8 protein-coding genes are annotated in these 13,535 nt (G+C 60.0%); 7 read left to right on the plus strand and 1 reads right to left on the minus strand.

Features of this window, described 5'->3' with window-relative positions; genetic code table 11:
* Positions 1–8 precede the first annotated feature (8 nt).
* From AC0V2S_RS02565 to hemE, 7 genes are all read left to right on the plus strand, one after another.
* Positions 9–2,102, plus strand: coding sequence for a type IV pilus secretin PilQ (locus AC0V2S_RS02565; RefSeq protein ID WP_475508372.1), 2,094 nt, complete (start codon positions 9–11; stop codon positions 2,100–2,102).
* A 4-nt stretch (positions 2,103–2,106) separates the two neighbouring features.
* Positions 2,107–2,625, plus strand: coding sequence for a shikimate kinase AroK (aroK, locus tag AC0V2S_RS02570; RefSeq protein ID WP_271197765.1), 519 nt, complete (start codon positions 2,107–2,109; stop codon positions 2,623–2,625).
* Between the two features lie 50 nt (positions 2,626–2,675).
* Positions 2,676–3,779: a 3-dehydroquinate synthase gene (aroB, locus tag AC0V2S_RS02575; protein WP_475508373.1), complete on the plus strand. Its 1,104-nt coding sequence runs from the start codon at positions 2,676–2,678 to the stop codon at positions 3,777–3,779.
* Between the two features lie 11 nt (positions 3,780–3,790).
* Positions 3,791–5,419, plus strand: a complete 1,629-nt coding sequence (locus AC0V2S_RS02580; protein WP_475508374.1) for an AAA family ATPase — start codon at positions 3,791–3,793, stop codon at positions 5,417–5,419.
* 225 nt (positions 5,420–5,644) lie between these two features.
* Positions 5,645–10,090: a glutamate synthase large subunit gene (gene gltB / locus AC0V2S_RS02585; protein ID WP_475508375.1), complete on the plus strand. Its 4,446-nt coding sequence runs from the start codon at positions 5,645–5,647 to the stop codon at positions 10,088–10,090.
* A 34-nt stretch (positions 10,091–10,124) separates the two neighbouring features.
* On the plus strand, positions 10,125–11,543 hold the full coding sequence (locus AC0V2S_RS02590; protein ID WP_475508376.1) for an FAD-dependent oxidoreductase: 1,419 nt from the start codon (positions 10,125–10,127) through the stop codon (positions 11,541–11,543).
* Positions 11,544–11,796: 253 nt separating this feature from the next.
* Positions 11,797–12,864 (plus strand): uroporphyrinogen decarboxylase, encoded by a 1,068-nt coding sequence (gene hemE / locus AC0V2S_RS02595; RefSeq protein ID WP_475508377.1) that lies wholly within the window; start codon positions 11,797–11,799, stop codon positions 12,862–12,864.
* A 103-nt stretch (positions 12,865–12,967) separates the two neighbouring features.
* Here the strand turns inward: hemE and AC0V2S_RS02600 are convergent, their stop codons facing one another.
* On the minus strand, positions 12,968–13,516 hold the full coding sequence (locus tag AC0V2S_RS02600; RefSeq protein ID WP_475508378.1) for a tetratricopeptide repeat protein: 549 nt from the start codon (positions 13,514–13,516) through the stop codon (positions 12,968–12,970).
* Positions 13,517–13,535: the final 19 nt, after the last annotated feature.

The raw sequence follows: 13,535 nt of genomic DNA on the forward strand, positions 1-13,535 counted from the left end.
ACCTGAGTATGAAAAGCTCCCTGTCGCGCATCTGCATATCTGTTTTGGTCGCGGTTATGTCGCCAACCCTGTTGGCCGCAAACTTGAAAACGCTCGATGTCGCTGCATTGCCGGGCGATCGCGTTGAACTCAAATTGTCGTTCGATGAGCCGGTTGCGGCTCCTCGTGGCTACACCATCGAGCAGCCGGCGCGAATCGCGCTGGACTTGCCGGGCGTGAGCAATCAGACCGGTTCGAAGAACCGTGAGCTGGGTGTGGGCAACGCCCGCAGCGTAACTGTGGTTGAGGCCAAGGACCGTACCCGTCTGATTATCAACCTGGCGAGCCTGGTTCCCTACAGCACCCGTGCTGAAGGCAACAACCTCTATGTGGTTGTAGGCGAGGGCGCCGTTACTACCGCCTCTACCACAGTGGCTCCGGTTTCTGCGCCGGTAGCGTCTGTTGCTGCTGCGCCGGTGAAAAAGAACTTCGCACCGGTGACCAAGAGCATTTCCAATATCGACTTCCAGCGCGGCGAGCAGGGCGAGGGTAACGTCGTTATCCAGCTTTCCGACGCCTCGGTGAATCCGGATATCCAAGAACAAGGGGGCAAGATTCGTCTGGCGTTCGCCAAGACCGATCTGCCTGAATCGCTGCGCGTTCGTCTGGACGTAAAAGACTTCGCTACACCGGTGCAGTTCGTGAGCGCGGTAGAACAGGATGACAAAGCGATCATCACTGTCGAGCCGACGGGCATGTACGACTACCTGGCGTACCAGGCCGACAACAAGCTGACCATCAGCGTTAAACCGCTGAGCAAGGAAGATTCGGACAAGCGTAAGAAAGATCTTTTTGCCTACACCGGCGAAAAGCTCTCGCTGAACTTCCAGGACATCGACGTACGTTCGGTTCTGCAGTTGATCGCTGACTTCACCGACCTCAATCTGGTGGCCAGTGACACCGTGCAGGGCAACATCACCCTGCGCCTGCAAAACGTTCCGTGGGACCAAGCCTTGGATCTGGTGCTGAAAACCAAAGGTCTGGACAAGCGAAAAATCGGCAACGTGCTGATGGTTGCACCGGCTGATGAAATTGCCGCGCGTGAGCGTCAGGAGCTGGAATCGCAGAAACAAGTCGCCGAGTTGGCGCCGCTGCGTAAAGACATTATTCAGCTGAACTATGCCAAAGCGTCGGACATTGCCAAGATCTACGAAGCGGAAGGCTCGAAAGGCACCCTGAAAGACGATATGCGTGGCTCGGTAATCTTTGATGACCGTACCAACAGCCTCATCGTTACGCTGACTCAGGAGCGCATCGACGAGCTGCGCCGCATCATTACCCAATTGGATATCCCGGTTCGTCAGGTAATGATTGAGGCGCGCATCGTTGAAGCCAACGTCGACTACGACAAGAGCCTCGGCGTGCGTTGGGGCGGTACCCAAACGTTCGGTAATGGCAAAGGCGCTGTCTACGGTAACGACGATAGCGGCGACGAAAACGGTGATAGCGGCGAAGACAGCAACGGTAACTACCCATTCGTGGATATGGGTGTCGCCAACCGTACCGCGGGTATCGGCATCGGTTTCGTTACCGACAACCTGATCCTCGACCTCGAACTGACTGCGATGGAAAAAACCGGTAACGGCGAAATCGTTTCCCAGCCCAAGGTGGTAACGTCGGACAAAGAAACCGCCAAGATCCTCAAGGGTTCCGAGATTCCGTACCAGGAAGCCAGCTCCAGCGGCGCAACCAGCACCTCCTTTAAAGAGGCTGCCCTGTCCTTGGAAGTAACCCCGCAAATCACTCCGGACAACCGCATCATCATCGAAGTGAAAGTCACCAAGGATGAGCCGGACTTCGCCCGTGCGTTGAACGGCGTTCCGCCGATCAACAAGAACGAAGTCAACGCCAAGGTGTTGGTCAACGATGGTGAGACCATCGTGATCGGTGGTGTGTTCTCCAACACGCAGACCAAGTCGGTCGACAAAGTGCCGTTCCTGGGTGACCTGCCGTACCTCGGTCGTCTGTTCCGCCGCGACGTGGTAGCTGACAGCAAAAACGAACTCCTGGTGTTCCTGACTCCGCGTATCATGAACAACTCGGCAATCGCTGTGAGTCGCTAAATCTGTGCGAAATTTGATTCTCGTAGGCCCGATGGGGGCAGGTAAAAGCACCATCGGGAGGTTACTGGCAAAAGAGTTAAGGCTGTCTTTCAAAGACTCGGATAAGGAAATCGAGCAGCGTACTGGAGCCAATATTCCCTGGATCTTCGATGTAGAAGGGGAGGCTGGTTTCCGTGAGCGTGAGCAGGCCGTTATCGGCGAGCTGTGTGAGCTCGACGGTGTCGTGCTGGCTACCGGGGGCGGCGCTGTGCTGCGCCCGGAAAATCGCTCGGCGCTGCGTGCTGGTGGCCGTGTGGTGTATCTGCATACCTCCGTCGATCAGCAGCTGGATCGCACGTCCCGTGACCGCAACCGTCCGCTGTTGCGCACGGCCAATCCAGGCAAAGTGCTCGCCGATCTGATGCGCATCCGCGATCCCCTGTACCGGGAAATCGCCGACGTGATTATCGAAACCGACGAGCGTCCGCCGCGTATGGTGGTGCAGGAAATTCTGGAGCGCCTCGAGGCGCTTCATCCGCGTTAAAGCGCACGCCGATATGCGTTATCCTATGGCCCTTTTATCGTGGGGGCTTCATGCAGACTCTTCAGGTTGAGCTGGGCGAACGTAGTTATCCCATCTATATCGGGGCGAACCTGTTGGTTCAGCCCGCGCTTTTTTCTCGGCATATTGCGGGTAAGCAAGTTGCCATCGTCAGCAATGAAACCGTTGCGCCGCTCTATCTTGAGTCGATCAAGCAGGCCTTGGCCGGTTTTGATGTGGCGACGGTCATTCTTCCGGATGGCGAAGCCTACAAAGGCTGGGAAACTCTGCAGTTGATTTTTGACGGCCTGCTGACAGCACGGCACGAGCGCAGCACCACTGTAATTGCCTTGGGTGGCGGCGTTGTCGGCGATATGGCTGGCTTCGCGGCGGCCTGCTACCAGCGCGGCGTCGACTTTATTCAGGTGCCCACCACGTTGCTGTCACAGGTTGACTCCTCGGTCGGTGGCAAAACCGGTATCAACCATCCGCTGGGCAAGAATATGGTCGGTGCGTTCTATCAGCCCAATGCGGTGCTGATCGATACCGCCACGTTGAACACGCTGCCGACGCGCGAGCTTTCTGCCGGCCTGGCTGAAGTGATCAAATACGGCCTGATTTGCGACGAGCCGTTTTTGACCTGGCTTGAAGCCAATGTCGATGCACTGCGTAACCTTGATCAGGCAGCGCTGACCGAAGCCATCGCGCGTTCTTGTGCGGCCAAGGCCAGGGTCGTCGGTGTCGATGAGCGCGAGTCTGGTGTACGCGCCACCCTCAATCTGGGTCATACCTTTGGCCATGCTATCGAAACCCATATGGGTTACGGGGTCTGGTTGCACGGCGAGGCTGTGGCGGCCGGTACTGTGATGGCGTTAGAGATGTCCTGCCGCCTGGGCTGGATCACCGCCGCCGAGCGTGATCGCGGTATTCGCCTGTTCCTGCGTGCCGGCCTGCCAGTAATTCCACCAGAAGAAATGACCGCTGAGGATTTTCTCACTCATATGGCGGTCGATAAGAAAGTTCTTGGCGGTCGACTGCGCCTTGTCCTGCTTCGCCAGATCGGCGAAGCGGTAGTGACGGGCGATTTCCCGCGCGAGATTTTGGATGCCACTCTGGTTGCGGACTACCGCGCCATGGTGGAACACCTTGAAGACTAATTGAGAGCCCCATGACCAGTCTGCACGCCGACGAGGCCTTTCTCGGCCACTACCAATTCAGTCACGATCCCTTTGCTGCGCGTGTTCCAGGCTTCAAATTCTTTCCGGCGCAGCGCAAGCCGGTGTTGGGGCAGCTGCACCATCTGGCCCGTTATAGCCAGTTGTTGCTGGTGGTCAGTGGCCCGCAAGGCAGCGGCAAAACCCTGTTGCGTCAGGCGCTGGTCGCTAGCACCAACAAGCAGGCCGTGCACAGCGTGGTGTTTTCAGCCCGCGGCGCGGCCGATGCCGGCGGCGTGATGCGCCAGATCGCTCAAGGCTTGAATGTTCAACAGTCCGATGCTCGCTCGCTGCTGTCGCAGGTTGCGCAGTTGTCGCTGACCGGTCAGGAAGTCTATCTGCTGATCGACGATGCCGAGTCGTTGGATAACGACGCCCTGGATGCATTGCTCGCGCTGGCTGCCGGCAACGCCGAAGGCCGTCCCCATGTATTTCTGTTCGGTGAATCAGCGCTGTTGCCGCGCCTCGAGCTGCTGGCCGATGGCGAAGAGCGTTTCCACGCCATTGAGTTGAGCCCGTACAGCGAAGATGAAACCCGCGACTACCTGGCGCAGCGCCTTGAAGGAGCAGGCCAGGGTATCGAATTGCTGACCGATGAGCAGATCGCCGATATCCACCTGCAATCCGCCGGTTGGCCGGGGGCGATCAATCAGGTTGCCCGCGAAACGCTGATCGACTCGATGCTGGCCAATCGTGGTGCTGCAACGAAGGGAGGAATGGCTTTGAAACTACCCAAGAAGCATCTGTTGGCGCTAGTGGTCGTGGCAATCGCTGTTGGCGCTGCCTGGATGATGCAGGGGCGCAGCAAGTCGGAGCCTGAAGCTCCGGTTGCCGCGCAGTTGCCATTGGGTACAGCGCCGGCTCCGGTGGTGGATGCATCTGCGCCGCCAGCAGCGGCGGATGGCAAAGGCCCTGCGGTTGAATTCGCCGGCTCCACCCAGCCGTTGCCGCTGCCGTTGGTGGGCCAGGCTCAGCCGGTGATCCGTGAGCCGTTGGCTCAGGCTTCCGGTTTGGGCGACAGCGACGACGATGGCGCGATCGAGCCGCCTGCCAGCGCAGTACCGCCGACCGTCACCACCATGGCGCCGCCCCAAGGCGCGACCGCCAGCACGGCACCTGCCGCGCCGGTGATTGCACCGGTTATCAAGCCAGCGCCTGCTGCAACGCCAGCCCCCACGGCTGCTGCCAAACCGCAAACGCCAGCCCCGACAGCCGCGAAGCCGGCCTCTCCTGCCGCCGCCAAGCCAACCGTCGTGGCCAAGGCTGAGAAACCAGCGGCCCCGGCCGCTAGTGGTTCGGCCAGCGGCTGGTACGCCACCCAGCCAGGCGGCAACTTTGCCCTGCAGGTATTGGGTACGGGTACGGAAGCGGCGGCGCAGGCGTTTGTGCGTGCGCAAGGTGCCGAGTACCACTACTTCAAGAAAACCCTGAACGGCAAGCCGCTGTACGTGGTGACCTACGGCAATTTCGCCAATCGCGCCGCCGCCCAGGCCGCGATCAAGACCCTGCCCGCCAAGGTCCAAGCCGGCAAGCCGTGGCCCAAGACCTTCTCCAGCATCCAGCAGGAGGCTCAAGCACGCTGATTTAATGTGTGCTTGATGGCAATGACCGGGTGGTCTTTACCACGACCGCCTGGTACTTTCTTATAGAAAGGCGACATAAGGTTTCGTGCTTTCGCCGCACGACATTTGTTCGCTGATATTCGTCTGTGTACAATGACCCCCCTTTTGCCTGCGCAAAGCTGGCGCATTGACCTGCGCGCACGGTAAGTGTTTGAAATAGATCAAAGTTTGCCTGGTGAGAGTCCTATGAAAGCAGGTCTATACCATCCTGATGAGTTCAAGGATAACTGCGGCTTCGGCCTGATCGCCCATATGCAGGGCGAGGCGAGTCATCACTTGCTGCAGACGGCTATTGAGGCCTTGACCTGTATGACCCACCGCGGCGGCATCAACGCCGACGGGAAAACAGGTGACGGCTGCGGTCTGCTAATCCAGAAGCCTGACGCCTTCCTGCGCGCCGTTGCCAAAGAGCAATTTGCCGCTGACCTGCCGGCCCAATACGCCGTCGGCATGGTGTTCCTCAACCAGGATTCGGCCAAAGCCGAAGTCGCGCGCGAGAACATGAACCGCGAAATCCTCGCGGCGGGTCTGCAATTGATCGGCTGGCGCAAAGTACCGATCGACACCAGCGTCCTCGGCCGCCTGGCCCTTGAGCGCCTGCCGCAGATCGAGCAAGTGTTTATCGGCGGAGAAGGCCTGAGCGATCAGGAATTCGCGATCAAGCTGTTCAGCGCGCGTCGTCGCTCTTCGGTGGCCAACGCCGCCGACAGCGATCACTACATCTGTAGCTTCTCGGCCAAGACCATCATCTATAAAGGCTTGATGATGCCGGTCGACCTGCAGCAGTTCTATCCGGACCTCGGTGACGAGCGCCTGATGACCGCGATTTGCGTGTTCCACCAGCGCTTCTCCACCAACACCCTGCCGAAATGGCCGTTGGCCCAACCGTTTCGCCTGCTGGCGCACAACGGCGAAATCAACACCATCACCGGCAACCGCAACTGGGCCGTCGCCCGTCGCACCAAGTTCGCCAACGATCAGTTGCCTGACCTCGACGAACTGGGCCCGCTGGTTAACCGCGTGGGTTCCGACTCCTCGAGCATGGACAACATGCTGGAGCTGATGGTCACTGGTGGCATGGACCTGTTCCGTGGCATCCGCATGATCATTCCGCCAGCGTGGCAGAACGTCGAAACCATGGACGCCGATCTGCGCGCGTTCTACGAATACAACTCCATGCACATGGAGCCCTGGGATGGCCCGGCCGGTGTCGTACTCACCGACGGTCGCTATGCCGTGTGCCTGCTCGACCGTAACGGTCTGCGCCCGGCGCGTTGGGTCACCACCAGCAATGGCTACATTACCATCGCCTCGGAAATCGGCGTGTGGGATTACAAGCCTGAAGACGTTATCGCCAAAGGCCGCGTTGGCCCTGGCCAAGTGCTGGCCGTGGACACCGAAACCGGTCAGGTGCTGCACACCGATGACATCGACAGCCGTCTGAAATCGCGCCACCCCTACAAGCAATGGCTGCGCAAGAGTGCCGTGCGCATTCAGGCGACCATGGACGACGACCACGGCGCCGCCACCTACGGCAGCGACCAGCTCAAGCACTACATGAAAATGTTCCAGGTGACGTTCGAAGAGCGTGACCAGGTGCTGCGTCCGCTCGCCGAACAAGGCCAGGAAGCCGTGGGCTCGATGGGTGACGACACGCCAATGGCCGTGCTGTCGCAACGCGTGCGCCCTACGTACGACTACTTCCGTCAGCAGTTCGCGCAGGTCACCAACCCGCCGATCGACCCGCTGCGCGAAGCCATCGTGATGTCCCTGGAAATCTGCCTGGGCGCCGAGCGCAATATTTTCGAAGAGTCGCCGGCCCACGCTTCGCGCGTAATCCTCAGCACGCCAGTGATTTCGCCGGCCAAGTGGCGCTCGCTGATGAATCTCGACACCCCCGGGTTCGAGCGTCATGTCATCGACCTCAACTACGACGAAACCATCGGCCTCGAAGCGGCAGTGCGTAACGTTGCCGATCAGGCTGAAGAAGCCGTACGCAGCGGCAAGTGCCTGCTGGTTCTCACCGACCGCAACATTGCTCCGGGCAAGTTGCCGATCCACGCCTCGCTGGCAGTGGGCGCCGCGCATCACCGCCTGATCGAAAAAGGCCTGCGTTGCGACTGCAATATCCTGGTCGAAACCGCCACTGCCCGCGACCCGCATCACTTCGCGGTGCTGATCGGCTTCGGCGCCTCGGCGGTGTACCCGTACCTTGCCTACGAAGTATTAGCTGACCTGATCCGCACCGGCGAAGTGCTGGGCGATCTGTACGAAGTCTTCAAAAACTACCGCAAAGGTATCTCCAAAGGCCTGCTGAAAATCCTCTCGAAGATGGGTATTTCCACAGTGGCCTCGTACCGCGGTGCGCAGCTGTTCGAAGCCGTTGGCTTGTCGGATGAAGTAGTTGGCCTGAGCTTCCGTGGTGTCGCTAGCCGCATCAAAGGTGCGCGCTTTGTCGATATCGAAGCCGAGCAGAAATTGCTCGCTGCCGAAGCCTGGAACAACCGTAAAACCATCCAGCAGGGCGGTTTGCTCAAGTTCGTGTACGGCGGTGAATACCACGCCTACAACCCGGACGTGGTCAACACCCTGCAGGCCGCCGTGCAAATCGGCAGCTACGAGAAATTCAAGGAATACACCACGCTGGTCGACACCCGCCCGGTGTCGATGATCCGTGACCTGCTGAAAGTCAAAGAAGCAGAGACGCCGCTGGCCCTCGATCAGGTCGAGCCGCTGGAAGCGATCCTCAAGCGCTTCGACTCGGCCGGTATTTCCCTGGGCGCGTTGTCGCCGGAAGCTCACGAAGCCATCGCCGAAGCCATGAACCGCCTGGGTGCGCGTTCCAACTCCGGTGAAGGTGGTGAAGACCCGGCGCGTTACGGCACCGTGCGCAGCTCGAAAATCAAGCAAGTGGCCACCGGCCGTTTCGGTGTTACGCCGGAATACCTGGTGAACGCCGAAGTGCTGCAAATCAAGGTTGCCCAAGGCGCCAAGCCGGGCGAGGGCGGCCAGCTGCCAGGCGGTAAGGTCAACGGCCTGATCGCCAAGCTGCGCTATGCGGTACCGGGCGTCACCCTGATTTCGCCACCGCCGCACCACGACATCTATTCCATCGAAGACTTGTCGCAGCTGATTTTTGACCTCAAGCAGGTCAACCCATCGGCGCTGGTCTCGGTGAAATTGGTAGCAGAAGCGGGCGTTGGCACCATCGCCGCCGGTGTGGCCAAGGCGTATGCCGACCTGATCACCATCTCCGGTTATGACGGCGGTACTGGCGCATCCCCGCTTACCTCCATCAAATACGCCGGCGCGCCGTGGGAGCTCGGCCTGGCCGAAACCCACCAGACCCTGCGCGGTAACGACCTGCGCGGCAAAGTGCGGGTACAAACCGACGGCGGCCTGAAAACTGGTCTCGACGTAATCAAAGCGGCCATCCTCGGCGCCGAAAGCTTCGGCTTCGGTACCGCGCCGATGATCGCCCTGGGCTGCAAATACCTGCGTATTTGCCACCTGAACAACTGCGCCACCGGTGTGGCCACGCAAAACGAGAAACTGCGCAAGGACCACTTCATCGGCACCGTCGAAATGGTGATGAATTTCTTCACCTTCGTGGCCGAAGAAACCCGTGAGTGGCTGGCCAAAGTGGGCGTGCCGAGCCTGGAGCAGTTGATCGGTCGTACCGATCTGCTGGAAATGCTGCCGGGTGAAACCGACAAGCAAAAATTCCTCGACTTGAGCCCGCTGCTGGGTAGCGACCATATTCCGGCCGACAAACCGCAGTTCTGCCAGGTTGACCGCAACCCGCCGTTCGACGAAGGCAAGCTGGCCGAGCATATGGTCGGTCTGGCCAAGTCGGCCATCGACGGTCTGACCGGCGCCGAGTTCGAGCTGGATATCTGCAACTGCGACCGTTCCATCGGTGCCCGTGTGTCTGGCGAAATCGCTCGGGTGCACGGTAACCAGGGCATGGCCAAGGCGCCGATCACTTTCCGCTTCAAAGGCACTGCTGGTCAGAGCTTCGGCGTGTGGAACGCCGGTGGCCTGAACCTGTACCTGGAAGGCGACGCGAACGACTACGTCGGCAAGGGCATGACTGGCGGCAAGCTGGTCATCGTGCCGCCGGCCAACAGCGCGTTCAAAACCCAGGACGGTGCCATTGTCGGCAACACCTGCCTGTACGGCGCCACCGGCGGCAAGCTGTTCGCTGCGGGTACCGCGGGCGAGCGTTTCGCCGTGCGTAACTCCGGTGCCCACGCCGTGGTGGAAGGTACGGGCGACCACTGCTGCGAGTACATGACCGGCGGTTTCGTCGCGGTCCTGGGCAAGACTGGCTACAACTTCGGTTCGGGCATGACCGGCGGTTTCGCCTATGTGCTCGACCTGGACAACACCTTCGTTGACCGCGTGAACCATGAGCTGGTGGAAATTCAGCGCATCAGCGGCGAGTCGATGGAGTCGTACCGTAGCCACCTGCAACGTGTGCTCGAAGAGTACGTCGAGGAAACATCCAGCGAATGGGGTCGCAACCTGTTGGAAAACCTGGACGACTACCTGCGCAAGTTCTGGCTGGTCAAGCCGAAAGCCGCCAGCCTTGGGTCGCTGCTCTCCAGCACCCGTGCTAACCCACAATAATTTGCGCCTGCCGTAGTGTGATGAGGTTTTAACCATGACTGAACGTCTGAACAACGACTTCCAGTTCCTCGATGTCGGGCGCAAAGATCCGAAGAAGAAACTGTTGCGCCAGCGCAAAAAGGAATTCGTCGAGATCTACGAGCCCTTCAAACCGGCCCAGGCCGCTGACCAGTCGCATCGCTGCCTGGGTTGCGGTAACCCGTATTGCGAGTGGAAGTGCCCCGTGCACAACTTCATTCCGAACTGGCTCAAGCTGGTATCGGAAGGCAATATCCTGGCCGCCGCTGAACTGTCCCACCAGACCAACACCCTGCCGGAAGTCTGCGGTCGCGTGTGCCCGCAAGACCGTCTATGCGAGGGTGCCTGCACCCTTAATGATGGCTTTGGCGCCGTGACCATCGGTTCGGTGGAGAAGTACATCACCGACACCGCCTTCGCCATGGGCTGGCGTCCGGATATGTCCAAGGTCGTACCAACCGGCAAGCGCGTCGCCATTATCGGCGCCGGCCCTGCTGGCCTGGGCTGCGCCGACGTACTGGTGCGTAACGGTGTGTCGCCCGTGGTGTTCGACAAGAACCCGGAAATCGGTGGCTTGCTCACCTTCGGCATTCCCGAATTCAAGCTGGAAAAAAGCGTACTCACCCGCCGTCGTGAAGTGTTCACCGGCATGGGCATCGAATTCCGCCTGAACACCGAAGTGGGCAAAGACGTCACCGTCGACCAACTGCTCGAAGAGTACGATGCCGTGTTCATGGGCATGGGCACCTACACCTATATGAAGGGCGGCTTCCCGGGTGAAGACCTGCCGGGCGTGCACGATGCGCTCGACTTCCTGATCGCCAACGTGAACCGCAACCTGGGTTTCGAAAAGGCGCCGGAAGACTTCATCAATATGAAGGGCAAACGCATCGTTGTGCTTGGTGGCGGCGACACCGCCATGGACTGCAACCGTACCTCGATCCGCCAGGGCGCCAAGTCGGTCACCTGCGCGTACCGTCGTGACGAAGAGAACATGCCCGGCTCGCGCAAAGAGGTGAAGAACGCCAAAGAAGAAGGCGTGAAATTCCTCTACAACCGCCAGCCGATCGCCATCGTTGGCGAAGACAAGGTTGAAGGCGTGAAAGTGGTCGAGACCCGTCTCGGCGAGCCGGACGCCCGTGGCCGTCGCAGCCCCGAGCCGATTCCGGGTTCTGAAGAAATCATCCCGGCTGAAGCCGTGCTGATCGCCTTCGGTTTCCGTCCAAGTCCGGCGCCGTGGTTCGAGCAGTTCAGCATCCAGACCGACAGCCAGGGCCGCGTGATTGCGCCCGAGCAGTCCAAGTTCAAGCACCAGACCAGCAACCCGAAGATTTTTGCCGGTGGCGATATGGTGCGTGGGTCGGACTTGGTGGTGACGGCGATTTTCGAAGGTCGCCAAGCGGCAGAAGGCATCCTGGATTACCTCGAAGTCTAAGCTGCTGCGCTCGGTGATGCGGCGTTGTCGGGGTCGGAAAAAATGCTCATTGGCTACAGCCAACTCCGCTTTTTTTCGACCCCTCCGCCTTGCCTCACCTTCGCTCGCGACGCTTAGATAGGTTTCCAAAGCGGATACCGCCGCGACAAATTGACTCCATAGACAAAAGGCACGGCACTCGCCGTGCCTTTTGCTGTGCGCTCTGCGAAAATGCCGGCACTTTTTTGCTGCCTACTTTTCATCAGGAAATGCCATGACCGCCCTGAAGAACGATCGCTTCCTCCGTGCCTTGTTGAAACAGCCTGTCGATGTCACTCCCGTGTGGATGATGCGCCAGGCCGGTCGCTACCTGCCGGAGTACCGCGCCAGCCGTGCCAAGGCCGGCGACTTCATGGGGCTGATGCAGAACCCGCAGTTCGCCTGCGAAGTTACCCTGCAACCGCTGGACCGCTACCCGCAGCTGGACGCGGCGATTCTGTTTTCCGACATCCTCACCATCCCCGACGCCATGGGCCAGGGCCTGTATTTTGAAACCGGCGAAGGCCCGCGCTTCAAGAAAGTCATCAGCAGCTTGGCCGACGTCGAAGCCCTGCCGATTCCCGACCCGGAAAAAGACCTCGGTTACGTGATGGACGCGGTGCGCACCATCCGCAGTGCTCTGAACGGCCGCGTGCCGCTGATTGGCTTCTCCGGCAGCCCGTGGACCTTGGCCACTTATATGGTCGAAGGCGGTTCGTCGAAAGACTTCCGCAAAACCAAGGCCATGCTCTACGACAACCCACAGGCCATGCACCTGCTGCTCGACAAGCTCGCCCAGTCGGTCACCAGCTACCTCAATGGCCAGATTCTGGCCGGCGCGCAAGCCGTGCAGATCTTCGATACCTGGGGCGGCAATCTGTCGTCGGCGGCGTACCTGGAGTTCTCGCTGGCGTACATGAAGAAGATCGTCAGTGGCCTGATTCGCGAACACGACGGCCGAAAGATTCCGGTGATTCTGTTCACCAAGAATGGCGGTCTGTGGCTGGAGTCGCTGGCCGATGCCGGCGCCGATGCGCTGGGTCTGGACTGGACCTGCGATATCGGCGAAGCCCGCCGTCGCGTCGGTGGCCAGGTGTCCTTGCAAGGCAACATGGACCCAACCGTGCTGTACGCGCAGCCTGCCGCCATCCGTAACGAAGTGGCGCGCATTCTGGCCAGCTACGGTAAAGGCTCAGGCCACGTGTTTAACCTCGGCCACGGCATTACGCCTGAGGTCAATCCGGCGCACGCCGGGGCGTTCCTGGAAGCGGTGCATGAGTTGTCGGCGCAGTATCACCAGTAAGGTGATCGGCTGAACGAGAAGGGCGCCATCAGGCGCCCTTTTTTATTGTGTAGAGATCACAAGCATCGTCATCCCGTAGGAGCGAGCTTGCTCGCGAAGCTTTTCAGGGCAACGGCGCAAACGGCGAACCACCGTCCGCTGTCTGCAATTCAATCAGGTAATTACGGAAAATCTGCCCCAGTACCTGAGTAGCGATTTCCAGCTGCTCACGCGGCATTTGCGCGGCCACCTGGTCGGCGGTATCGAGCGCATCTTCGGCGCCATTCACGGCCGCCATCTTCAGCACGATATACGCCTGCACGTTATTGGCCTGCACGCCTTCGCCACGGAAAAACATCATCCCCAGGCGATACTGGCTTTGTGCATGGCCTTGCAGCGAGGCTTGTTCGAACAGGTTCAGCGCTTGCGGCAGGTCGCGCGGGGCGCGTTTGCCGTCGTAGAAAAACTCGCCAAGTTCGAATTGGGCTTCAGGGTCGCCGCTCTGCGCGGCTTGCTGGCAGGACGAAAGGGCTTCGGCCTGGTCTTCGGGAAGGGTGTTGAGCGAACAGCGGCCGGCGGCCGGAATCAGCAAGGAGTTGCCGCCAGCCGATGCAACCAGTGGCAGCAGGAGCAACAGGCAGCCCAGGGACAGGGTGCGGCCGATGCAGTTCATAACAATCAACACGCCTCGT

It is taken from the genome of Pseudomonas sp. CC11G (assembly GCF_056174845.1).

Excerpts from the sequence above, each read along its gene's own strand:
- AC0V2S_RS02580 (WP_475508374.1), top strand. The coding sequence starts at position 3,791 with ATGACCAGTCTGCACGCCGACGAGGCCTTTCTCGGCCACTACCAATTC.
- hemE (WP_475508377.1), top strand. The coding sequence starts at position 11,797 with ATGACCGCCCTGAAGAACGATCGCTTCCTCCGTGCCTTGTTGAAACAG.
- AC0V2S_RS02565 (WP_475508372.1), top strand. The coding sequence starts at position 9 with ATGAAAAGCTCCCTGTCGCGCATCTGCATATCTGTTTTGGTCGCGGTT.
- aroB (WP_475508373.1), top strand. The coding sequence starts at position 2,676 with ATGCAGACTCTTCAGGTTGAGCTGGGCGAACGTAGTTATCCCATCTAT.
- gltB (WP_475508375.1), top strand. The coding sequence starts at position 5,645 with ATGAAAGCAGGTCTATACCATCCTGATGAGTTCAAGGATAACTGCGGC.
- AC0V2S_RS02600 (WP_475508378.1), bottom strand. The coding sequence starts at position 13,516 with ATGAACTGCATCGGCCGCACCCTGTCCCTGGGCTGCCTGTTGCTCCTG.
- AC0V2S_RS02590 (WP_475508376.1), top strand. The coding sequence starts at position 10,125 with ATGACTGAACGTCTGAACAACGACTTCCAGTTCCTCGATGTCGGGCGC.